Source organism: Evansella cellulosilytica DSM 2522 (genome assembly GCF_000177235.2).
In the GTDB taxonomy this organism is placed as follows: domain Bacteria; phylum Bacillota; class Bacilli; order Bacillales; family Salisediminibacteriaceae; genus Evansella; species Evansella cellulosilytica.
Map to the genome: position 1 here is coordinate 4,544,058 of NC_014829.1, position 22,918 is coordinate 4,566,975.

Sequence of the window (22,918 nt, forward strand, 5' to 3'; positions counted from 1 at the left end):
CTCATACTAAACTTCGGAGGTGACATTCATGATAGAACGTTATGAGTTAAAGCAAATAAAAAATGAAATGGTTTTAGTCGTTCATTTAGATCCTCAGTTAACGGAGTTTTCAAGTGAATTAGGTCATTCACCAAAGAAAAAGGAAGACCTTCACGTTTATATACGTTCCTTTGTTAAAAGGAAGTTCCCAAACCTTAAAGTGAACGCGATTAAAGTCATGTCAGGCTCGATATTAATATCTTCTATTTATTTACACGCTACACCAAGTGATGCTCATGCAACTACTCCTTCTCAAATAAGCACTGAGGAAAAATATGACGTATATACCGTAAAGCGAGGAGATAGTCTATCTGTCATTGCGAGGGATCATGACATTACTGTTCAAGCGCTAAAGGATGCGAATGGTTTAAAATCAGACATCATTTTTATCGGGCAGCAATTGAAGCTCCCTTTTTATACGTACACAGTGTTGCAAGGGGATAGTCTGTTTACAATTGCTAGACATTTTCAAGTTACTGTCGATGATATTATTGCCACGAACCGTTTAACTAGTGACCGTATATTCCCTGGGCAAAAGCTTCGTTTGCCTACTACTTCCAAAGGTGTAAAGGTGGATGAGCCTCAACCAATAAAAGCTACCGTTGAACCGACATTTACTTATGTTGTTGTGCCTGGCGATTCCTTATCCGTGATTGCGAAAAGGTTTCATACTACTATAGATGCTTTGAGAACACTGAATCATTTATCTTCTGATATTATCCGCGTTGGACAAACTCTCGTGATCCCACAAAAGGGTGAGGAAGCTGTCACTGAGCCAAAGGGAGACACTACGCCCATAAATGAAACGAATGAACCTGTTCGTGAGCAAGAAACGATTCGTTATACAGTAGTTTCCGGTGACTCGTTATCTGTTATTGCAAAGCGATTTAACACAACGGTAACTGCGATAAAACAGGAAAACAATTTGTCTTCTGACATTATCCGTATCGGGCAATCGTTAAAAATACCCGTTATTAAACAAGAGGACAATATAACAGAAAATCCACCAACTGACGGTGAAAATATAGAACGTGGAGATGAGACGCAAAATACTATTTCATATACCGTTGTTTCTGGTGATTCACTTTCTGTCATTGCTAAAAGATACGGTACATCTGTTGACGCAATTAGAACGTTGAACAATTTAACCTCGGATTTGATTCGAGTTGGACAAGTGTTGCATATTCCACATATACCGGATACTGTCGTTGAAGCTCCAGTGGTCGATGTTCCTACCTCTATAAATGGCGCTTCACAACATCAATTCAAAGTAAGTGGTAGTGGAAAGCCAGGTGCATCTATCTTTATTAGCATTACCGATACACATGAAAACACGATTGAAAATACAGCAACAGTAGATGCTGATGGTAACTTCTTTACAGCGTTAGATGTAAGTGCATTGTCAGACTCTACACTGACAGTTCGTGTCAAACAAACGAACTCTTTAGGTAATAGTAGTCAAGCTAGTCTTTATATTGTTGAAAAAGATACGGTAGCTCCTGAAGAGCCTCGTTTAGTGAATACTGAGAACATTATTAACAACCAAAACGAACGCGAATTTCTCTTTGCAGGAACTGCTGAACCGGAGGCAGCTATATTCTTTACGATTTCGAGTGAGAACGAGCAAGTGGAAGCAACTGCACACGCAAATAGTGAAGGCGAGTTTACATTACCTATTGATCTATCTCAGTTAGCAAATGGGACGGTTGTCGTACAAATGTATCAAAAAAATAAGACAGGAAACAAAAGTGAGTTGATAGAGCACTCCTTCGTAAAGAATGCTGTGACACCTGCGCTTAGTTTGCATGCCCTTACTCCTGTTTTTAGTGGTAATGTAGATAGCTATATCGTTTCAGGAGTTACTTCCGCAGACAGCTCTATTACCATCTCGATTACCGATGGGGAAAAAATAATGACTGAAATGGTCTCTTCAGATTTAGATGGAAATTTTACGCTACCTGTCGACCTTCGTTTTCTTAAAGACGGTGAAATAACAATGATGGTTAGTACAGAAGACGTTCATGGGAATGTCAGTAAAGAACACCATACTCATTTAATGAAGGCTACAGAAGCCCCTCGTGGATTAAATGTGTCTGACTTAGGTTTTATTAATAATACAAACGATACAGATTATGTCATTCAAGGTGTCAGTGATGAGAATGGCGCTGTCGTTACAGTTACGGTTTCAGACGGGGATGCGACATTAACGGAAACTGGCATTGTTGAAAATGGAGAGTTCGCTATTCGTCTAGACTTGAGTAGATTACACGATGGGCCAATTACGATAGTCCTATTTCAAGCCGATGAGTTTGGTAATGAAAGTGAATCAACGACGCTCAACGTTGAAAAGGATACACATATTACAGCACCAACTTTAACGAGAAGTGGCTTTGCTTTCGTTGGTAGCAATGTCGTTTATCACTTTTCTGGAATTGCCGAGCCGATGTCTACCATTCATTTTTCAGTAGCGGAGGCTAATGGAAATAACGATAGAAGTCTTACCTATACTGTCGGTGAAAATGGATTTTTCAACATTGACCTTCCCCTTAGTGACATCAACTATAGTGAAGGCGTCATTGTATCTATAACACAAGAGGATAAAGCAGGGAATTTGAGTGAGGTTCTCTCTCCAGATGCAATCATATATACTGTTCAATCTGGAGATACATTGTCTCATATTGCAAAAAGATTCAACACAACTGTACAAGCTATTACGAGATTAAATCATTTAACTAGCGATCGCATTCATATTGGACAATCACTACTTTTACCTGTAACCGCTACAGAGACGCTCAATTTAGGATACATGTTTTTTGGCGATCCTAAGCATTTTACAAATGCGGTTCTAGCAACGGAACGCTCCTTTAATGTCGTGTCTCCTAGTTATTTTGATATTAATCGTGACGGAACATTAAAGGTAACACACCAGTTTGATCCCGTTTTTATTCAAGCAATGCATAACGAAGGAATACGCGTTGTCCCCTTTTTAAGTAACCATTGGGACCGCGATATTGGTAGAGCAATGCTAGAAAACCGTGAAGCTGCTGCTCAAGAAATAGCAGACTTTATTGTTAGAAATAATTTAGATGGCGTAAACGTTGATATAGAGAATATTAATCATGAGGATCGGGATAACTTCACCGATTTCGTTAGACTACTTCGTGAGAAAGTGCCCTCCTCTAAAGAGGTTTCTGTTGCAGTAGCTGCCAACCCTAATGGATGGACGCAAGGCTGGCATGGTGCATATGATTATCGCTCACTTGCAAAGTATGCAGATTACTTAATGCTCATGACGTACGACGAAAGTTATCCTGGTGGTAGCCCTGGTCCTGTGGCAAGCCTTCCATGGGTGGAAAGGTCTATACAATATGCAATCAATGAAGGCGTACCAAGAGATAAAATTGTTATTGGACTTGCCCACTATGGCCGCTTCTGGTTAGAAGGTGCAGCAGTTGGTGGAAACGGTATCTCCAATACACAAATCGAAGAAATGCTAAAGAAGTATGAGCATACAATCACTTTCGATGAGGCAACAGCTTCCGTGAAGGCGCTTGTCACGATAAAGGAAACGGATCCTAAAACGTATATTATGGGGAATGCATTAGCTCCAGGAACATACACAATTTGGTTTGAAAACGATCAGTCCTATGAAGCAAAAGCAGCACTCGTACAACAATACCAAATTCGCGGTGTAGGTCATTGGAGTATAGGTCAAGAAAATCGCACTGTATGGAATCGTTATCACAGCTGGTTTACCCCACGCGACGAAGCCTTTGTAAGTAGCGATAATCATGAGAGTAGTGGAAATGACGCTACTGAAACAGAAAAGGCGATGACAACAACATATACTGTTGTTGCAGGCGATAGCTTATACCGCATTGCCCTTCGCTATAATACAACAATCAATGAGTTAAAAGCAGCAAATAACCTAACTGGCGATATGATTTTCGTAGGCCAAACACTTGTCATACCATAAGAAAAACTAAAACCGAGCTTGAAGCTCGGTTTTAGTTTTTCTTAGAAGCAGTGGAATTTCGCCGTATCTCTTAAAGTACTAGTGAGTGCTTTTCTCACTAGTACGCACGGCGATAAAATTCCACTGCCATGTTTTAAAAAACATCTCTTTTACTAAACTGTCGTTTTTACAGCTTCCTTATTTTTCATAAATGAAATCGTTTCATGCAGCCCATCTTTATAAGAAGTTCTCGGAATTTCGCCAATTTCACGCTCATACTTTTCCCCACTTAACACTACTGGCGTTTCTGTAAGATAAAGCATTTCTACTACTTCACGCATTTGCGCATTAAATATCCCTATAAATTGAATCATCCGTTTCGTCACAGTTCCTACCTTTTTGTTATAGCCGGTTATACCTCGCAAGATTTTAACGAGCTCATGTCCTGAAATAATATCTGCACCTGGAATATTCCAGTTTTGACCGTATGCATCGTCACGACTAGCTAATTCAACAATTGCCTTCGCTCCATCTGGTGTGAAAATATATTCTCTTTTCACAGACTGATTCCCAACAAAGCTAGCTTTTTTCCCTTTTACAACTGCATCTAGCGTATATTGTAAAATGGCACTTTCTGCGTTTGGACCATAAAAATCTGGAAAATGAGCAATCAACACGGGCACATTGGAATCCTTAGCTTGCTTCTCTACTTTTAATCTTATCTTCCCTTTTTTCGTATGTGGGTTCTTTTCTGTTTCTTCCGTTACTTTAGCTACCCCTTCCGCTCTACCGTATGCATATATATTGTCAGCAATAGCGACTTTCGCTAATTGCTTTTCTGCTACGTAAAGTATATTCCCCATCACTTTAGATAGCTTTTCCTCCCAATCAGCGTAAGGAATGTTTAATGCGTGAAAAATAACGTCGACATCCTCCGCGGCATCCAATAAAGCTTGCCTATTAAAAACATCTCCCGAAAAAATGGTGACTTTTTCATTATCACCGAATAGTGCTGTTAATTTCTTCTCTGTTCGTGAAAATGCAATCACTTCGATGTCCCTACTCACTAGCTCTTTAACAATGGAATAGCCTATACCACCTGTTGCTCCTAATACTAAAGCTTTTTTCACCGTTTTTACCTTCTTTCTTCATATAATATAGACTTCTATTGTTTTAGGGTTCATCTAGTAGAAGAAGTCGCCGCTGTCCAAAACATATGTATCAGCAATGCTACACTTCTACACATGAAAGTGAATACCTTCTTTTTCCATTTATATTTTTTGGTCATTTTATAGTTTATATAAATCTGTTCTACGGTCGGAGTAAATAGGTATCGTTTCCCTTACTTTATCTACTTCTAAAAGATCAACTTCACCATATATGATCGTCTCTTTATCACCAGCTTCTGAAACTACCTCTCCCCACGGTCCAATAATCATTGAATTTCCACCAAATTCATTGTTGGGGTCAGCACCAACACGGTTACAAGCAATGACATAACATTGATTTTCAATTGCTCTACTCATTAATAATGCCCGCCAATGATCAATACGGGCTTTCGGCCATTCCGCGACAACAAAAAGCACTTTTGCTTGGTCAATCATATGTGTTCGAATCCATTCTGGAAATCGTATATCGTAGCAAATGACGCCTGCACAATCTATATTATTGAGGGAAAAAAGCCCGTCTTTATTCCCCTGAACTAAATATTTTTCTTCATCCATTAATCGAAATAAGTGCGCTTTACTATATTCCTTCACAAGCTCTCCTTTATTGTTAAAAATGAGCATTATATTTGTTATTCCAGCATCTGTTGCTTGTGCGATCGATCCCGCTAAGATGTGTACTTTATTTCCCTTTGCTAGCTTACTTAAAAACTCTGAAATATTAATGGTACTATGCTCCAACAACGACTTTAAACGGGCTAAATCATATCCAGTCGTCCAAAGCTCTGGTAAAACAATCACATCTGGGGCTTCCTTCATCGCTTCCTTCACCTTTTGTTTTACAATATCTATATTCTTTTCTATATCCCCAAAAGCGATATCCATTTGTATCATAGCTACTTTCCACTGCATTGCTATCCCTCCAATCATCATTTATTACATTCTACTATACCAACATTTTACTTCATCATGAGATTAGCATTCTACTCGACTTCTTTTCACTTATTTACAAATATAATACAAGTTTTTGGTCCATTTAATTCCAATTTTGTGCAATTAATTCCCATTCCGACGTTGTACTTAAACTTAATAAAGATTATATATCAGTTTTTCGACTAACTAGAAAAATAACCTTAAACCAAAAAGCCCTAATATGCACTTACATACTGGAGCTTCTTTTAACATAAGTGTTTTATTTACACTAGTAAATATCAGGCTCTAAAATAGAATTCGAACGTTTGCTAGCCTTGAGACTATATACAAAGAAGTATTACTCGAATAGCGTATCGTTTCCTCCTTCACGTGGGTATCCCTCCACCAATTCTTCCTCTAAGTCCGCCCTTGATACAGTAAATAATAGAATCGATCCTAATACAAATAAAATTGCACCGATAACAAACACACCTGTCGCAGTATAGGTCATCTTTTTTTTATCCAGGCTTGAGAGTTTCAGTTTCATGCAGCTCCCTCCTCTTTTTCTTTCTCCCTTGTTTACAAGCTATGCAACCTTTCTACAATAAGTTTAGGTTTTTCAGAAAAATATATTTTTTAAGACAACTAGCGCATGAGTTAGTCCCAATAAGTGCATATTAAAGAACATCTTGACATCATTCCTAGGAGTTTAACGATGACAAAAATATCTAACATCCTCAATGTTCGAATCAATTGGTTTCAATCAAAGTTCCAGAAATCCGAAGATGTAGTGTATTATACTTTTTCGTTACCTAATGAGAAACATGGGGCATTCATATATATTCAAGGATTAGTGGATCTAAATTTATTACAGAATAATCTCATAGACCCATTATTGGACGATAAAAATTTTAAAACTAATACTGGATTTCTTCAACCATTTGAAGATGTTTCATCAAAGTTGCCCATAGCGGGTTATTCTACGACACTAGATTTAACTGAAGCAAATCTTGAATTAATGGATGGAAATATATTGCTACTATTTGATGAAGAAGACGTTATTAACGTTTTTTCATTAAGTAATTTTAAAACCCGTTCTATCACTGAATCTCAAAATGAAAATGTGGTACGAGGACCAAGGGAGTCTTTTGTGGAGGATATTGATACAAATATCACTATGATAAGACGCAAAATTAAAAGTGAGAAGTTGTCTTTTGTGCACTATCGTTTTGGGAGGCTAACGAAGACAAAAACTTCCGTTCTTTATATTGATGGTGTTTGTGAACAAAAGCTTATTGACGAAATAGATGAGCGGATCTCAAGGATTGATATAGACGGTATTTTTGATACAAGTTACATTGAAGCTTACTTAGAAGATCAACCTTATTCCCTGTTTCCTCAATTTGAATTTACAGAAAAACCTGATGTTGCTGCAGCTGCTCTATTGGATGGTAGAGCTGCGGTGTTGGTAGATGGGGCACCTAATTGTATCATTGCACCCGTTACATTCTTTATGCTAATGCAAACATCAGAGGATTTTTATAATCGTCCTTTTATTAGTACCTGGACAAGATGGATTCGTTTTATGTCTTTCATAATAGCATTAGTTTTACCATCGTTTTATATCGCCGTTACAACGTTTCATTCAGAAATGATTCCGAACAATTTACTTCTTTCCATCGCTTCAGCTAGGGAAGTAGTTCCGTTCCCTGGACTATTAGAAGCGTTGATATTGGAGTTAACGTTTGAGGTTTTACGAGAAGCTAGTATTCGTATCCCAAAAATCCTAGGTCAAACTGTCTCTATTCTAGGAGCTCTTGTCATCGGCACCGCTGCTGTTCAAGCTGGTATCGTCTCTGCTCCTCTAGTAATTATTGTTTCTTTGACTGGAATCACTTCTTATGTGATTCCACAACATAATTTGATCGTGCCAATTCGGCTTTTACGTTTTCCATTACTACTTATGGCAGGGTTCTTTGGGTTATACGGTATCATGATTTCGTTAATATTAATCATGATTCACCTGTCTTCGTTACGTTCCTTTGGAACCCCTTATCTTACACCTGTTGCGCCTTATCATTTATCAGACTGGAAAGATATGTTTATTCGAGTACCACTGTGGATGATGAACAAACGGCCACATTTGGCAACGTCACATAATTCAACGAGAAGTCGCCGTATCATCCGTCCTCAGCTTCCAAAAGAGGAGGAAAGAGATTAATGAATAAATTATACCGAGGCATTATTGTCTTTACATATCTCATCCTATTAAGCGGTTGCTGGTCCATGACGGAAATAAATGATAATGCTATGGTGACCATTATATTTCTTGATAAAGGCGACGACGGACAAATCGAACTTACACTTGGGTTTCCCTTGACGAATCGTATGGTTCCAGGAGAAATGGGTGCAAGTATTGAAGGGAGGTTTTACACAACTGTCACAAAACAAGAGGAGAATATTGCCGCAGCATATCGGCTAATCCAATCAGATTTGCCACGAAAAATCACATGGGGTCAAACGAAAAATGTTATTATAGGCAAAGAATTTGGTGAAATAGGTCTACATGATTGTATAGACTTTTTAGCAAGACAGCCATCATTTCCACTTGGAGCTAAAGTTTTCGTTGCTCCTGGGAAAGCCACTGATATTACCAAATTGACGCCAGCCTTTGAACGCTTTCCGTCCGAAGTATTAGATGAATTCATGGATCAAGATCTTACTATTTCTATAACTTTTTTAGATTTTTTAAAGGCATACGAATACGGTGGAAATGTCATTGTACCGATGCTTACAATCGGAGAGGAGCCGATGGTTAGTGAAGATTGGAAAGTGAGCACTTGGGTTGGAACTGGTGGCGCCGCCCTGTTTCATGACTGGAAAATTGTTGGCACCCTTAATCAATCAGAAATGAGAGGGGCACTTTGGTTTCATAAGGTTGCGAGAGAAGCTGTTATTACTATCGATTCTCCTACCGATGGGAAGCCGATTAGTATCATTGTACTTGACTCCAAAATTCAAAAACGTCCTTCTATTGATGAAACAGGTCAATTATCGTTTGAAATAACTATTGAGGCTGTAGACGATTTGCTTTCAGTTGGTTCAAAGATAGATATCAATGATCCTGAAATAATAGATGAATTAGAAATGCTTTTTGCCGAGGCTATTAAAAAAAGGCTAGAAAGAACATTTACTATCACACAGGAAGTGGGAGCTGACGTATTTTTAGTTGGACAATACTTCGAGTGGCACCACCCGAAGGAATGGGAAAAGTTACGCAGTGATTGGGACAATAAATATAAAGAAGTTACGTTAGATGCTCACGTAACAATGAAAATTAAACGACATGGTGCGATCAGTAATCCGCCTTGGGTTGATGAAGATGAATAACCTTTAGAAAGGGAGAGAGACCAGGGCTTCCCTTACGTATGATATTAATTCCTAAGCTTTTTAGAGTATTCAGGTGGTGAGAAGAATGATGCTATTCTTTATTTTCCTTTGCCTTATATTATATTGGTTCACTTGGTATGACTTGAAGCGTAAAAAAAGTAGGATTCGTACATATGTGGTCGTATTCAGTGCATTAACAGTGATCAGCATTTTTTCAGGAATCGTATTGATTGTAGATACTACATTAATGCCATCTCCCAATGAAGTTTTGTACAACGTTTATGGAAAATTATACAGACTATTATCTTTAACGTGGTGAATATTTATGAAAACGTATCAAGTATCTCAATCCCAAATTGTCACGATTACCTTTATGTTTGGTTTTGCTTCCAACACCTTTCTTTTTAGTTCCCTCATCAAGATCGGGGACTATTCGTCTTGGTATATATATATTCTTTCTTATGGCCCCGCTTTATTTTTTCTTTTATTGATGACAAAGGTGGGACAAAAAGTTAAGAATTATTCCTTTCTCGATTATGGAAATGAAATCGTAGGAAAGTGGATTCATAAGTTGGTCTTAGTGTATCTATTTTTCTTCACCCTTCACATCACTGCATTTCATATAAAACTGTTTATTGATTTCACAGCTGGAACTTATTATCCAGATACTCCTGAAGAGGTACTCATCTTTTTATTTTGTTTCGTTTGTTTCATGGGAGCTTACGCTGGTGTTGAACCGATTGGAAGGGTTGCACAATATTTCACTTTTCTATCGCTCTTCCTTGGCATTAGCATTCCTCTTTTACTAATGAATCAGGTAGATTACGATATGACAATTGCTTTCATCAACCGTTTTGATATGGCACAGGTATGGGAAGGTACAATATTCACTACTCCATGGTTAATGGATATTATCATCATCCTAGTCATCTTTCATATGATTGCTAATCCAGAGAAAACAGGAAAGAGCTTAGCAATAGGTATGGGACTCCATATTATCACCTATATCCCCATATTAATAATGGTACTATTGGTACTTGGACCTTATTTCCCCACCTATAGTACTGTAGCTGAACTCGAAATGCTTCGTCAAATTCAAATTGCAAACTTTTTGCAAAATGTTGATCCTTTCATTTTTTCCGTCTGGATCATCTCTATTTTTGTAAGAGTTAGTTTTTGTCTATTCGTCTTTACGATTCTCTTTAGTAAACTCGTCAAAATAAATGATTATAAAAAAATTGCTCCAATCATGGGCTTATTACTGTTTATCTATACAATAAACATCAGTGACAACTCCTCAGAAATGGAGTTATTTGCAAACGAAGGCTTTCCCGGTTTTGTATGGTCTGTAACTGCTATCCCAATTCTCTATCTCCTGGTAGCGAAAATACGCGGAATAAAATCTGTGACTAAGGGGAGTGAAAAAACTGCTAGTAGTGATGAAACTTGAGAATATATATTTCTTTTAGTATTGAAAAGCTTACTTCATAATTTTACTATTTACCCCTTATTCACAATACCGTTCATTATTGACAAAATGAAAAGAGTAGTAAATAATCACCAATAATAAAAAGTAATAATTACGATTTTCAATAAAGGATGGTGGTATTATGAATAATATTGATCATTATGACTTTATCATTGTTGGAGCATTATCTGCTGGAGTAGGGGTAGGATCCCTACTGGTGTTCAGGTACTTTAATTTAAATCTTACACACCAAGACAACTCGCTGCATATTCATTGATTTAAACGCTTGTTCCTGTAGGAGAATAGGTGAATTTAGTTTATTTGCTTTTTTACCAGTAATAATAGCCTAGTCCCCTTTATTTATTCCGAGGAACTAGACTTCATTCTACAACAACCACCTAAATTATGGTAGTTATTTTTTTCTGGATAGTATCATTGTACTACGTATCAACCGGCTTTCTTTTGTTAGTAATTATTCTTCAAAATATACTTACTTTTGACGTAACGTTTCCGCCTCTAACATGATTAACGGAACGTTTTTTTAAGTTAATATTGAACAAATAAGAACTTTAGTGTTAGCTGAATTATTACTAAATGGCATTAGACAAGACTATGAATTACATTACAAAACGTTTGAATATAAACTCTTTTCCGTCGGTGATCGTAACTTTGATAGCATTATCCTCTATTAACAATAAATAAATTAATATGAAATTTAAGAATAGATATAGGAATGTATACTATTTAATTGAATAATTACTATTCATATATTCTTTTATTGCTCCATTGTTCATTATAGCCACTCGATCACAGAAGGACTCAAGTATTTTCTTGTTATGTGAAATCATGATAATGGAGATATCCAATTGATAATGAAGATGATGAAGCAATTCTAATATTTGCACTTGAATATGTGTGTCTAGGGCAGATACCGCCTCATCACAAATAAGGATCTCAGGCTCCAATACTAAAGCTCTTGCTAGTGCAATTCGCTGGCATTGCCCTGTACTTAGCTGTGGAGGTCTTCTCAATTGAGTATCATCCCTTATTCCCACATGTTCAAGATATATTTTCGCTTTAATAGAACACTCCCTTTTCAAACCAATATTCAAATAATGAAGTGGTTCTTGAACGAGCTGTAAAGCAGTTCGTGCTGGGTGAAGGCATGCTCTTGCATCTTGAAAAACCAGCTGAATGTGCTTACATATCTCTCGTTTTTGCTTTCCTTTTAATCCTGTTATTTCCTTCCCTCGATACAGGATGTTTCCTCCATGAGGTGTTTCTAATCCTGTGATGCATTTCGCCAGTGTGGATTTGCCACATCCGCTTGGCCCTGTTATTCCAACTATTTCTTTTCTGTACACAGATAGGTTTACATCTTTTATGACAGGCTGGCTTTTGCTATAGCTTTTCTCAAGCTTAATAATGTCTAAAATCGGCTCAGTAGAAGGCTCTAGCTTAGTGCTTTTGTGCCTAGATTTAACAAACCGAGAAGAAAGCAATCGGTTCGTGTAAGATGACTTTGGTGTAGAGAGGACTGTTCGAGCAGGTCCCTCTTCCTCAATGGCTCCCTTATGTAAGACAACAACTCTGTCAGCTAGAGCATGAGCCACTTCTATATCATGAGTAATTAGTAAAACTGTCAAGCCTAGTTCCTGATTCATCTGTTTAATCACATCTAGAACCTCTTTCTGACAGTCATCATCTAATGCAGATGTAGGCTCATCAGCAATGAGGAGATGAGGCTCAAGACATAGAGCAAGAGCCAGACAAACTCTTTGACACATGCCACCACTAATCTGAAATGGATACGATTCTAGAACACGCACTGGATCAGAGAAATGGAGCTTACTTAGCAGTTTACTGCTAAAAGTAAAAATGTCTTGCTCTGGTACTAGTCCATGATAGAGCAGTAATTCCTTAAAGTTATCCTTGATTTTTAGCACAGGATTTAATGCAAGCTGCGCATCCTGAAAAAGCATAGCAATCTTTCTTCCTCTAATAAACTTCCAATCCTCTTTTTTACTAGAAAGCTGAAATGAAAGACCTGGATATAAATTTAGAGTACCACTTCCAACCTGTGCTGAAGGTGGTAGCAAACCAGTTAAAGCCTTACCAATAGTAGATTTTCCTGCCCCACTTTCTCCAAGAAGGGCTACCACCTCTCCTTTTTTAAGTTCAATTGAAAAATCCTTGATAACAGGCACAAAATTTTCATTTTGATTATAGACTACCTTTAAATTTTGAAGATGTAGGATGTGTTTGCTCATATTTTTCACTTAACATCTCTCCTATAGTTCGGATCTTTCATATGGGTCTAGTCTATCTCGTAATCCTTCTCCAATCAGATTAAAGGATAATACGGTTAGGAAAATAAATGTTGCTGGACCTAAAAGAATATATGGAGCTTGGAAAAAATGATCTCGCCCATCTGCCAACATACTCCCCCATTCAGCCACGGGTGGTTGTGCACCTAACCCAAGAAAAGAAAGTGCGGAGATAGCTAAGATAAGACTACCAAGCTCAAAGGTAGCCAGGATCAACACCGGACTCATTACTTTCGGAAGCAACTCTTTACAGATTAGTACACTATCTTTAGCACCTAGTATTTTTGCTGCTGCATAAGAAGTGCTAGTTTTCGCTTGTAATACAACACTTCTCGTTAAACGGGCAAACGTAACCCACCATACAGAAATGACCGCTATCATTAGATGGAAAAAACTTGTGCCAAATAACCCGGCAATAACGATAGCAAGTACCATAAAGGGAAAAGCTAGCAAAACATCCATGATCCGCATGAAAAAGATATCAATTATCGTACCTTTATATATCCCTGCTAATAATCCGACGATTATTCCAATCATAATCGCAGAACTAAGGGCTATTAGCGTTGAAAGAAGTGTAGTTTGTCCCCCATGGAGAGTCCTTGATAGAACATCTCTTCCAAAACGATCTGTTCCAAAGGGATAGGTCAGACTTGGCTTCTCTAGTCGCTCTGAAGGATTTTGCTGTAAAGGATCATGTGGAGCAATCCATGGTGCCCCTATAATAAGAATGGTTAGAATAGCTAGCAGAAATATACCAGAAATAAGACTAATAGAGTGCTTTGCATTAGGCACAGGATTCTACACCTTCCTTCCCTCTATTGCGTATACGAGGATCGATGATTACATAGGCTACATCAACTAGTAAATTGATAAGAATCACCAGCGATACCATGATAAAAGCATAGCCTTGAATGACGGGATAATCCTTCAACAGGATGCTGTCTAGCGCATATTTTCCGATGCCCGGCCAAGAGAAAATGCTCTCAATTACGACAGCTCCGCTAATTAAAGATATAAATGAGAGGCCCGCAATCGTAATAATAGGTAGTAAGACATTGCGGAGGGCATGCCTTACCACTCTTTTTTTATCTAACCCTCTTGAGATAACAGATAGGACATATGTCTGACCAAATTCAGAAAGAAGGTTCGCTCTTATTAATCGAACTAATTGTGGAGACCCTATTAGTCCCAATGTAATCGCAGGAAGCCAAAGCCTTTGTAAGCTGACTGAACTGTTTATATCAAATACCCTGAAGGAAACAGCAAAGACATAAAGGAGGAGCAACCCTACTACAAAGACAGGAATGGAAGCAAAGAAGACACAAAATATCCTCACTATATTATCTGTTGCTGTTCCCGCTTTTCGTGCAGAAATAATTCCAAAGTATAGACCTATCATTACTTGAATGGTGATGGCAGCGATGGCAAGAAGAATCGTAGCAGGCAGCCGTTCAGCAATTTCAATACTGACAGGTCTTCCAGTATGAATCGAGTTTCCAAGGTCCAAGGTTAGTACCCTTTTTATCCAGCTTACGTACTGTAGCATTACAGGCTGATCAAGACCAAGCTCTTTTTGCAGCTCAGCTACTCGTTCCTCATAGGCCTCTGTGTTTTTCATGGCAAGCTCTGGCTGATGACCAAGATATATTTTTATTGGGTCACCTGGAGATAACTGTATTAAAACAAAAATAAGTAATGTAGAACAGAACAAGGTGAGTAGTGCTTCGCAGCCTCTTCGTAAAATTATTTTAAGCATGTATCACACACCCTACTCCTTTGATACTCCATCTAAGGACATATTAGGATTAACGATGTTTTCAAATTGTCTAAAATGAAGTTCAAACCCTGACAGCTCATTGCTTATAGCCGTAATTTCTGGTCGTGGAAATAAATAGATTCCTGGAGCTTGGCTAGCCACACGTTCATTTATTTTAAGGGCAAGCTGATAGCGTGCTTCATCGTCTGTTGCTTCTGACAATTGAGCGAGTAATTCGTTTGTTTCCTTATCGTTATAACCTCCATAATTGGCACTTCCATCAGGTGAAAATTGGCCAAGCATCAATGCGTAAATATCCCCAAAGGTACTCCATGCTTCTATGGAAGCATCCCAATCACCTGTCTCGCGGGCTGCTTGGATTAGACTATAATCCCCGTGCTGGACATCTGCCTTAACGCCAATTTGGGTCCATTGATTTTGTATTGCTTCTCCTAACGCTTTATCTCCTCCCCATGTCATTAAACGTAGTGTTAACAGATTACCATCCTTGTAGCGGAGACCGTCTGATTCAAGCTCCCACCCCGCTTCGTCTAAAAGTGTAGCAGCTTTATTTATATCGAATTGTTCATATACAGCACTTTTTGCTTCTGAGAAAACTGGATTCGAACTTAACCAGGTTGTTACTGGAATACTTTGTCCTTCAGCAGCAAGTGTAACGAGTTCTTCCCGATTTAAAGCCCACGCTAGTGCCTGCCTTACGCGTACATCTTGGAATTGAGGTTTATTTAAATTCAAGTATATGGTTTGCGTGTTCGCTACAGGAGTAGCTAATGTTCTAACATCACTGTTATTCTCAAACTGACTAAGGCTCGTTACGCCAACGTTTAAAGCGATATGACTTTGCCCACTTAAGGCTGAAAGTACCCTTGTTTGTTCGTCACTAATTTCCTCAAATGTGACACGCTGAATTGTCGGCTTCTTCCCCCAATAATCTTCGTTAACCTCCAACACCATTTTTTGATTAGGACTAAATTCAACCACTTTATACATTCCTGTAAAATCCATCGTATCTATGGAATCAAATGCTGCTTCTGCATTATGAATAACCGTTTGATAGTAAGATAGATTTAAAGGCACAGACATATGCTTTCGGTTCGTTGTTACCTGAATGGTGTACTCATCTAATTGACTAAAAGATAACTCCTCCAAAAAAGGTAGGGCTTGCAAATCTTTTTCTCTCGAACGTTCTAGAGATGCAATGACAGCAGTCGCATCTACCTTTTTACCACTCCAAAAATAAATGTCCTGTCGTAATTTAATTTCCCAAGTGGTTGGGTTTACTTCTACTGCGGATTCCGCTAAATATGGCTCTACTTCTCCATCGGCATTCACATAAAAAAGAGCTTCTGCAGCACCGATGCCTCTTAAATAGCTTGAGGTGAGTGGCTCTACAGGATCAAAACTTGCAGCGATTTCACGTGCTGCAATGACCAATTCAGCACTATCCTCTTTTGAAGTCGTACTATTGCATGCTGAAACGATACTAACAATAACTATGAATGCAATAACTAAATATATTTTTTTCAACATGTTTCTATTCACTCCTCATATTATTCATAAATTCTTTTACACATATGGACGATTTGATCGTCTTCCCAAACATTTTCCTCATACCCTCTGGACTTCCAAAAATGATAACCTCCAGGTAAATACTTCGAGGTATGTAAATAAGATGTCTTATACCCTGTGGCAAAAGCGTAATTTTCCGTTAAAGCATAAAGTTCTTTCCCAATTCCTATTCCCCTATAAGAAGCCTCCACATAAAACCTTGTCATTTCACAAACAGGGTGAACCAATTTCAAATCTCCTAAAAAGGAAAACCGATCATCGTAGGGGCGTATAGCTGCAGTACCTACTATTTGCCTAGAGTGGTTTAGGGCTATATAGAAACTAGCAATGGGACGATTTAAATAGATAGTATTAAACTTTACTAGATCAGTTGGATTAGGATTGAAAGCACCAGTTGGATATAATTCCTCTAACATCGTTATTACAAAATTTGATATCTCTTCTCGTTTATCTTCAGTTGCTAGCTGGATGGTATAGTCTTTCATTCTTGTTTTCACCAGTCTTTCCTAACAAATCTTATTTTCACCTTCAGTTATTAAGATTAATTTCCTACTATTTATAAGTACAAATAGAATCGTAATTAGCCGTAGGTTTTACATGCATACATTGCAGTTTTGCCAGATAGTTATCCCATAATAATAGCTTCCAAGGAAAATAGTGCTATTACTAGTAGGATACGAAGAACATTGACACCAACATATCTTTTTTGGAAATAACCTGACCACCATGGGCGGAATAGCATATTAGTAAGTTCTAGTATATTTATTTTTTTCAACCATCACCTCCGTACTCTAACAACTGAAAATTGTCTATCAACATATTAATATAGATTGATCAAATCGTAATAATTACGATTTAAACTTCACTTTATATTATATTATTTATTTGTCAAGCGTAAAGAGTAAAAATTCTAAATATTAAAAGCAATCAGTAAATATTTACTTTTAGATACAATAAAGATTGTGAAATATTACACAATTAAGAACGCGCCAATGTAGTGACTAAGGATTACCTAATCACCAAAAAGACCATCTAAGTATGAACAATTTTTTTCTTGAATATCAGCCTTTAAATAGGAAAGAGACAATTACTTTTAAAGTAATTATCTCTTAATGGATGTGTATTACGAGTAAGGTTGTACTGTGCAGCATAAAGTCATTTAAATGATTGTCTTTGTTCAACTAAAGGCTAGTTTATATGTTGTTAACGCAACCCGTATGTTTAAGTACGCCACTTCAGTTTCCCATCACTTCCTGATGTAGATTTATAACTTTCTACATTGCTGGAATTAGGATTATATGCTCTATTCCATTTACTGTACTATAAAATGCATAAACAGGCTGATAATATCCTTTGGAATCTAAACGATAGGTTAACTCTACTCTGTGGATATGGATGCTTTCTATCATTTTATTTTCAGAGTAATGTTGAAAATTACCTTCTAAAATTTCTTTGTATGCTTCTTGTTCACTTTTTATTTGTACATCCCTTACTTTTTCATATGTTATTAATTGGTTATCAATTACTTTGACTGTATCATCGTTGTAATAACTAACCCCTAAATTACCATCTATTAGTTGATTTTCTATTAGCTTTTTATCTACAATCCACTCATAGCTTCCAGTATCATTTTTTTGAAAAGATGCGTCTTGAGGTATATGTATGCCAAGTTGTATTAAGTTTTCCAACAGGATTTCTTCATCTACATCTTTGAGCTCTATATCTTCATCAAAATATGAAAAATCTGAATAACTGTAACTTCCATCTAAGAAATTGAACCATATATTATGAGAACTTCCCTCTCTTATCCAATAAACTCCTTCATGCTGATAGTAAATAACATCCATGTTAGATGAATCCACATTCTTTTTTTCAAAAAAATCTACCACAAACTCATCAGCAGCTGTCTTTGTATAAGAAGGTGCTTTATAAATTGACACTTCTGTTCCATTATCGTTCAGATCCTTATCAACAGTGATTTTCGCTTCCGACATATTAGCCTTATAAAGAGGTACAATGGATAAATTTCCAAATTCCTTGAAATGATAGTATGTAAAAATACTTACAAATGAAATTACTACTAGAAATAAAGGGGTAAAATACTTCACTGAATGTATTATTCCCTTTGATTTTAAGGTGATGAGTCCTATAATGATGCCATATCCAATGATTGCCCCTAGTAGATTGTTAAATAAATCATCAAGGACAAAATTACCGTATGCCGTCACTAACTGGATACTTTCAATGGATATGGTAAATAACAATGCAGCTCCAATTGCCCAAATTGCTCGTTGAAATCGTGAATGTAATAGTGGAAAAAGGATGCCAAACGGCACAAACATAATGATGTTTAATATGACGAACTGCCAATGCCTTATACTAAAGTTATGCCAAGCTTCTTTATATGTACTGAAAAGAGATAAATTCATCCCACCTTGAAAACTAGGACCTCTATTCAAGAATGTTACTCCTATAACCATGATGATATAACCAATAAATAATCCTCCAAAAAATAATTTATTTATTGGAATACCTTTCTTTCCCTTAAAAAGTTTCCGATATACAATGAAATACCCTATAAAGATAATAATACCTAAAACAATTAATGCTAGTAATGCTAGTAAAAAATACTCTCTCAAAATACCCATAATTTCTTGTATTCTCATTACCTTCTCCCTCTGACAACAAAATAGATATGCTTCGATTATTTCGATTAATAAATCTCTGCTTGTTTTGCACGATTCTTTTTTGAATTAAATTCCTATATCAACCGGTATTTTTTCAAATCCTTCCCTTTATATAGACGAAACCAAAGTTTAAATAGTTTGTTTTTTCCTAAAATAATTGATTTCTTAATCAATTAAATTGAAACCTCCATTATTATTTAATCCTACATAAACCTGAGGAACCCTCATTCTGTTATTTTCTTCTACAAAAATGCTCAATATTGGACTTTTAATAGAGATGCAGAGGGACGTTCCCTAATAAATTCAATGGAAGCAACGAACCGTCCCGTGCTTTATATTTATAAATCTTTACTGTATAGATAATAAACCTTCTTCAAAAAATATATTGACGTAACTTTATATGAGGAGGGACTAATATGGACACACAAAGAGCACAAGAAATCATCGAATCACCTGCTATGATTAATGTTTCTTATCATGGGATTCCAGTTTATATTAAGGAAGTAGATGCTAATAGTGGCAAAGCCCGCATTTTTCCTTTAGATGAAATGGAAAATGAACAAGATGTAGATGTACAAGGACTTACAGAAGGATAAGAAAAACTAAAAGCGGCGAATAAATGATGCCACATGTCTTTAAAATAATAGTGAGTGCTCTTCTTGCTACTACACGTGGCATCATTTCCACCGCAAAGGTACACTTTCTTGGAGAAGTTTCATGCATCTTTCTTTACATAGTTAAAATAATCATAATCGTATAAATAAGTATTGAAAAATTAATTCCACTAAGAAATACAAAAACATAGAACAATTTGGTCATTTGTTTTATTCTTGGATCCATGCTCAATATTAAAAAAACGATAAATAAAAAGGAACTAAACAATAAAACGAATTGTATCATTTTCCCCTCCCTACGTTGTTCATTTTTCAGAAGTCGTTTCTTCAACATGATATTTATTGTTGATTCGAGTATCGCACACATTTTGCTTATTGAAAATACTTATTAAAACAAAGAAATTTTAGCAAAACAAATGATAATTGCATTTTATTCTCCATAAACATTACCACAATCGATTTCCCAGTATGATGATATAAGACTATAGAAGGAACTCTAAATAAATAGTTTTGGTTGAAGTCCTTATAGTTATATGATACAACTATTAACGAGTTATAAAATATTTCAGAATAAACTTCATATTTTCACTACTAGGGGTGCTACATAGCTGAGAGAGACAAATAAGTCTTAACCCTTATAACCTGATCTAGTTCGAACTAGCGTAGGGAAGAAGTGTTTTTCAATGATTAATATACGACTGCAGCCATCGTATATGTCTCTTACATTGTTAGCAAAGCCGCTTCTTCTAATAGAAGTGGCTTTTTTATTTCTTCTCTTAGTTTTCAAAGTGGTATGAATATGACAGTAACACTTATTAAAAATGAGGAGTGGTACGAGATGAAATTTAGCGAACGTTTACACAAAAAGCTTCAGCCTATTTGGCGTAAAAACCATGCACATCCTTTCGTTCAAGGAATTGGTGACGGCACGCTTGATAAAGAAAAGTTTCGTTTTTTTATGATTCAAGATTATCTTTACCTCATTGACTATGCAAAGCTTTTCGCGATTGGTGCTGTTAAAGCGAAGGATGTAGAAACAATGGGCAAATTTGCTAACTTGTTAGATTCAACATTAAATGAAGAAATGTCACTACACAGAGAGTACGGGAAAAAGTTTGGAATTACGCCTGAGGAATTTGAGCAAGCTGCTCCAGCACCGACAACTTTAGCATACACGCATTACATGCTACATGTTGGACAAAACGGTACACTTGCAGACCTCGTAACAGCCTTGCTTCCTTGTATGTGGAGCTACTGGGAAATTGGTAAAGAATTAAATGAAATTCCTGGTGCAAGTGAGCATGAGTTTTATGGCGAGTGGATCCAAATGTATAGCTCCGAGGAATTCGGTCAGTTAGCCGAATGGACTATCAATTTACTTGATGAACTAACGGAAGGAAAAACAGAGGACGAGTTAGCAAAGCTTGAAGAAATCTTTTTAAATACAACTCGTTTTGAATATATGTTCTGGGATATGTCCTGGAATAAGCAAATGTGGCCGACAGATGAGTAAGAAGACGCTTCAGTTCCACGATGTTTCATTTTACTACAACTCGGAGCAAAGCATATTAGAGAACTTGCATTTCACTGTCAATGATGGTGAATTCGTAAGTATTATTGGTCCAAGTGGTTCTGGAAAAAGTACATTATTCAAGATAATTACCGGGCTTGAACAACCATCAAATGGTGAGGTATTGATCAATGAGCGAGTTGTAGAAAATAGGCTCGGTCAAGTTGGTTATATGCCGCAACAAGACTTGCTCATGCCATGGCGTACTATTTTAGAGAACGCAGCACTTCCACTAGAAATTAAAGGGTTAAAAAAGCATGAAGCTCACGAACAAGCTAGAAAACTGCTAGTTGAGTTCGGTCTAAAAGAAGTTGAAAATAAATTTCCTAGTGAATTATCTGGCGGTATGAGACAAAGAGTATCTTTTTTACGAAGCGTGCTTTCTGGCTCAAACATTCTTTTATTAGATGAGCCGTTTAGTTCTCTTGATGCAATTACAAAATTATCGATGCAGGAATGGTTGTTAGAGAAATGGGAAAAGGCAAAATCTACCGTATTATTTATTACTCATGACGTAGATGAAGCGTTATTTTTATCTGATAGAATCTACGTTTTTACCGAAACGCCGGTTACTCGCTTACAAGAAGTGACTGTCCCGCTCTCCCGTCCTAGAGACATTCGGGATATTCATCAACCACAAGTGATTGAACTAAAAGAAGCATTAATTGATCAGCTTCGTTCGAGGGTAAAGCTATGAAAAATTGGAAGGATTTTATTGCACCGACAGTGATTGTTTTGATTGTACTCATTGCCTGGGAGATTAGCGCAAAGGCGATAGGCATGGCTTTTATTTTACCTTCTCCTACACAAATTATTGTTCGTCTCTGGGAGTTAAGAGGTAGTTTATTACTCGTCCATATGCCAGCTACGCTCACTGTTATTTTAACAGGTTTATCTTTATCCATTTTTCTTGGAGTAGGATTAGCGGTATTGATGAATGTGAGTAAAACGTTAGAGAAGGCACTTTATCCTATTATTATCTCTTCTCAAACGATACCTGTTATTGCACTTGCCCCAATATTCGTGCTTTGGTTCGGCTATTCGATTTGGAGTAAAGTTGCTGTCACGTTATTAATTACGTTTTTTCCTATTACGGTAAATACGTACGATGGACTCAAATCTAGTAATAAAGATTTAAAAGATTTGCTCCTTACGATGGGGGCACGAAAAAGGGATATTTTTTTCAAGCTTGATATTCCATCAGCATTACCTCATTTTTACTCTGGCTTAAAGGTGGCGGTGACGTTAAGCGTTATTGGGGCTGCTATCGGAGAATGGTTAGGTGCACAAGCAGGCTTAGGCTACTTTAGTCGGAGGATGATGACGCAATTTGACGGGGCTGGTGTATTTGCACCGATTTTATTATTATCATTAATCGGTATTACACTCGTTTTACTCGTCGTACTACTAGAAAAAGTAACATTAAAATGGAGGAAAAAATAAA

General features: G+C 37.0%; 19 protein-coding genes and 1 riboswitch. Of the genes, 9 read left to right on the forward strand and 10 right to left on the reverse strand.

Annotated features, from left to right (window positions below):
- The first annotated feature begins 28 nt into the window (after positions 1-28).
- Complete coding sequence (locus BCELL_RS23125; protein ID WP_013490761.1) at positions 29-4,015, forward strand: LysM peptidoglycan-binding domain-containing protein; 3,987 nt, start codon at positions 29-31, stop codon at positions 4,013-4,015.
- A 152-nt stretch (positions 4,016-4,167) separates the two neighbouring features.
- On the opposite strand, the gene BCELL_RS20775 is transcribed toward BCELL_RS23125, so the two are convergent.
- The 3 genes from BCELL_RS20775 to BCELL_RS20785 form a co-directional block, all read right to left on the reverse strand.
- On the reverse strand, positions 4,168-5,124 hold the full coding sequence (locus BCELL_RS20775) for an SDR family NAD(P)-dependent oxidoreductase (RefSeq protein ID WP_013490762.1): 957 nt from the start codon (positions 5,122-5,124) through the stop codon (positions 4,168-4,170).
- A gap of 159 nt (positions 5,125-5,283) precedes the next feature.
- A complete protein-coding gene (locus BCELL_RS20780) occupies positions 5,284-6,072 on the reverse strand; it encodes a carbon-nitrogen family hydrolase (RefSeq protein ID WP_013490763.1) in 789 nt (262 codons plus the stop codon).
- A gap of 358 nt (positions 6,073-6,430) precedes the next feature.
- The gene (locus tag BCELL_RS20785) at positions 6,431-6,619 is read right to left on the reverse strand and encodes a hypothetical protein (protein WP_013490764.1); all 189 of its coding nucleotides are present in this window, start codon (positions 6,617-6,619) and stop codon (positions 6,431-6,433) included.
- Positions 6,620-6,787: 168 nt separating this feature from the next.
- Here BCELL_RS20785 and BCELL_RS20790 point away from each other — a divergent pair, with 168 nt between their 5' ends.
- The 4 genes from BCELL_RS20790 (at position 6,788) to BCELL_RS20805 (ending at position 10,912) form a co-directional block, all read left to right on the forward strand.
- Positions 6,788-8,293, forward strand: a complete 1,506-nt coding sequence (locus tag BCELL_RS20790) for a spore germination protein (protein WP_013490765.1) — start codon at positions 6,788-6,790, stop codon at positions 8,291-8,293.
- Positions 8,293-9,462 (forward strand): Ger(x)C family spore germination protein, encoded by a 1,170-nt coding sequence (locus BCELL_RS20795; protein ID WP_013490766.1) that lies wholly within the window; start codon positions 8,293-8,295, stop codon positions 9,460-9,462. Before BCELL_RS20790 ends, BCELL_RS20795 begins: the two co-directional genes overlap by 1 nt.
- An 85-nt stretch (positions 9,463-9,547) precedes the next feature.
- On the forward strand, positions 9,548-9,781 hold the full coding sequence (locus BCELL_RS20800) for a hypothetical protein (protein WP_013490767.1): 234 nt from the start codon (positions 9,548-9,550) through the stop codon (positions 9,779-9,781).
- A gap of 6 nt (positions 9,782-9,787) precedes the next feature.
- Positions 9,788-10,912, forward strand: a complete 1,125-nt coding sequence (locus tag BCELL_RS20805) for a GerAB/ArcD/ProY family transporter (RefSeq protein WP_013490768.1) — start codon at positions 9,788-9,790, stop codon at positions 10,910-10,912.
- Between the two features lie 758 nt (positions 10,913-11,670).
- On the opposite strand, the gene BCELL_RS20810 is transcribed toward BCELL_RS20805, so the two are convergent.
- From BCELL_RS20810 to BCELL_RS20835, 6 genes are all read right to left on the reverse strand, one after another.
- Positions 11,671-13,200: an ABC transporter ATP-binding protein gene (locus tag BCELL_RS20810; RefSeq protein WP_041809256.1), complete on the reverse strand. Its 1,530-nt coding sequence runs from the start codon at positions 13,198-13,200 to the stop codon at positions 11,671-11,673.
- A 21-nt stretch (positions 13,201-13,221) separates the two neighbouring features.
- The gene (locus BCELL_RS20815) at positions 13,222-14,049 is read right to left on the reverse strand and encodes an ABC transporter permease (RefSeq protein ID WP_013490771.1); all 828 of its coding nucleotides are present in this window, start codon (positions 14,047-14,049) and stop codon (positions 13,222-13,224) included.
- Positions 14,042-15,013: an ABC transporter permease gene (locus BCELL_RS20820; RefSeq protein WP_013490772.1), complete on the reverse strand. Its 972-nt coding sequence runs from the start codon at positions 15,011-15,013 to the stop codon at positions 14,042-14,044. Before BCELL_RS20820 ends, BCELL_RS20815 begins: the two co-directional genes overlap by 8 nt.
- Positions 15,014-15,025: 12 nt before the next feature.
- Positions 15,026-16,564 (reverse strand): ABC transporter substrate-binding protein, encoded by a 1,539-nt coding sequence (locus BCELL_RS20825; protein ID WP_013490773.1) that lies wholly within the window; start codon positions 16,562-16,564, stop codon positions 15,026-15,028.
- Positions 16,565-16,584: 20 nt separating this feature from the next.
- On the reverse strand, positions 16,585-17,088 hold the full coding sequence (locus BCELL_RS21875; RefSeq protein ID WP_049786664.1) for a GNAT family N-acetyltransferase: 504 nt from the start codon (positions 17,086-17,088) through the stop codon (positions 16,585-16,587).
- A gap of 789 nt (positions 17,089-17,877) precedes the next feature.
- Positions 17,878-19,269: a VanZ family protein gene (locus BCELL_RS20835; protein ID WP_013490775.1), complete on the reverse strand. Its 1,392-nt coding sequence runs from the start codon at positions 19,267-19,269 to the stop codon at positions 17,878-17,880.
- A 437-nt stretch (positions 19,270-19,706) separates the two neighbouring features.
- Between BCELL_RS20835 and BCELL_RS20840 the strand changes: the two genes are divergently transcribed.
- Complete coding sequence (locus BCELL_RS20840) at positions 19,707-19,886, forward strand: H-type small acid-soluble spore protein (protein WP_013490776.1); 180 nt, start codon at positions 19,707-19,709, stop codon at positions 19,884-19,886.
- A 133-nt stretch (positions 19,887-20,019) separates the two neighbouring features.
- Here the strand turns inward: BCELL_RS20840 and BCELL_RS22830 are convergent, their stop codons facing one another.
- Positions 20,020-20,190: a hypothetical protein gene (locus BCELL_RS22830; RefSeq protein ID WP_013490777.1), complete on the reverse strand. Its 171-nt coding sequence runs from the start codon at positions 20,188-20,190 to the stop codon at positions 20,020-20,022.
- Between the two features lie 297 nt (positions 20,191-20,487).
- Positions 20,488-20,590, forward strand: a riboswitch (TPP riboswitch).
- 152 nt (positions 20,591-20,742) lie between these two features.
- Here BCELL_RS22830 and tenA point away from each other — a divergent pair.
- The 3 genes from tenA to BCELL_RS20855 are packed head-to-tail and all read left to right on the forward strand — an operon-like array spanning position 20,743 to position 22,917.
- Positions 20,743-21,417: a thiaminase II gene (gene tenA / locus BCELL_RS20845; RefSeq protein ID WP_013490778.1), complete on the forward strand. Its 675-nt coding sequence runs from the start codon at positions 20,743-20,745 to the stop codon at positions 21,415-21,417.
- A complete protein-coding gene (locus tag BCELL_RS20850; RefSeq protein ID WP_013490779.1) occupies positions 21,410-22,171 on the forward strand; it encodes an ABC transporter ATP-binding protein in 762 nt (253 codons plus the stop codon). The genes tenA and BCELL_RS20850 overlap by 8 nt, the downstream gene beginning before the upstream one ends.
- Positions 22,168-22,917: an ABC transporter permease gene (locus BCELL_RS20855; RefSeq protein ID WP_013490780.1), complete on the forward strand. Its 750-nt coding sequence runs from the start codon at positions 22,168-22,170 to the stop codon at positions 22,915-22,917. Before BCELL_RS20850 ends, BCELL_RS20855 begins: the two co-directional genes overlap by 4 nt.
- Position 22,918 lies beyond the last annotated feature (1 nt).

Bases quoted from the DNA above. Each gene is read 5' to 3' on its own strand.
- BCELL_RS20855 (WP_013490780.1), top strand. From the start codon at position 22,168: ATGAAAAATTGGAAGGATTTTATTGCACCGACAGTGATTGTTTTGATT.
- BCELL_RS20820 (WP_013490772.1), bottom strand. From the start codon at position 15,013: ATGCTTAAAATAATTTTACGAAGAGGCTGCGAAGCACTACTCACCTTG.
- BCELL_RS20825 (WP_013490773.1), bottom strand. From the start codon at position 16,564: ATGTTGAAAAAAATATATTTAGTTATTGCATTCATAGTTATTGTTAGT.
- BCELL_RS20785 (WP_013490764.1), bottom strand. From the start codon at position 6,619: ATGAAACTGAAACTCTCAAGCCTGGATAAAAAAAAGATGACCTATACT.
- BCELL_RS20850 (WP_013490779.1), top strand. From the start codon at position 21,410: ATGAGTAAGAAGACGCTTCAGTTCCACGATGTTTCATTTTACTACAAC.
- BCELL_RS20795 (WP_013490766.1), top strand. From the start codon at position 8,293: ATGAATAAATTATACCGAGGCATTATTGTCTTTACATATCTCATCCTA.
- BCELL_RS20835 (WP_013490775.1), bottom strand. From the start codon at position 19,269: ATGAGAATACAAGAAATTATGGGTATTTTGAGAGAGTATTTTTTACTA.
- BCELL_RS20800 (WP_013490767.1), top strand. From the start codon at position 9,548: ATGATGCTATTCTTTATTTTCCTTTGCCTTATATTATATTGGTTCACT.
- BCELL_RS20805 (WP_013490768.1), top strand. From the start codon at position 9,788: ATGAAAACGTATCAAGTATCTCAATCCCAAATTGTCACGATTACCTTT.
- BCELL_RS20790 (WP_013490765.1), top strand. From the start codon at position 6,788: ATGACAAAAATATCTAACATCCTCAATGTTCGAATCAATTGGTTTCAA.
- BCELL_RS20840 (WP_013490776.1), top strand. From the start codon at position 19,707: ATGGACACACAAAGAGCACAAGAAATCATCGAATCACCTGCTATGATT.
- BCELL_RS22830 (WP_013490777.1), bottom strand. From the start codon at position 20,190: ATGATACAATTCGTTTTATTGTTTAGTTCCTTTTTATTTATCGTTTTT.
- BCELL_RS20810 (WP_041809256.1), bottom strand. From the start codon at position 13,200: ATGAGCAAACACATCCTACATCTTCAAAATTTAAAGGTAGTCTATAAT.
- tenA (WP_013490778.1), top strand. From the start codon at position 20,743: ATGAAATTTAGCGAACGTTTACACAAAAAGCTTCAGCCTATTTGGCGT.
- BCELL_RS23125 (WP_013490761.1), top strand. From the start codon at position 29: ATGATAGAACGTTATGAGTTAAAGCAAATAAAAAATGAAATGGTTTTA.
- BCELL_RS21875 (WP_049786664.1), bottom strand. From the start codon at position 17,088: ATGAAAGACTATACCATCCAGCTAGCAACTGAAGATAAACGAGAAGAG.
- BCELL_RS20780 (WP_013490763.1), bottom strand. From the start codon at position 6,072: ATGCAGTGGAAAGTAGCTATGATACAAATGGATATCGCTTTTGGGGAT.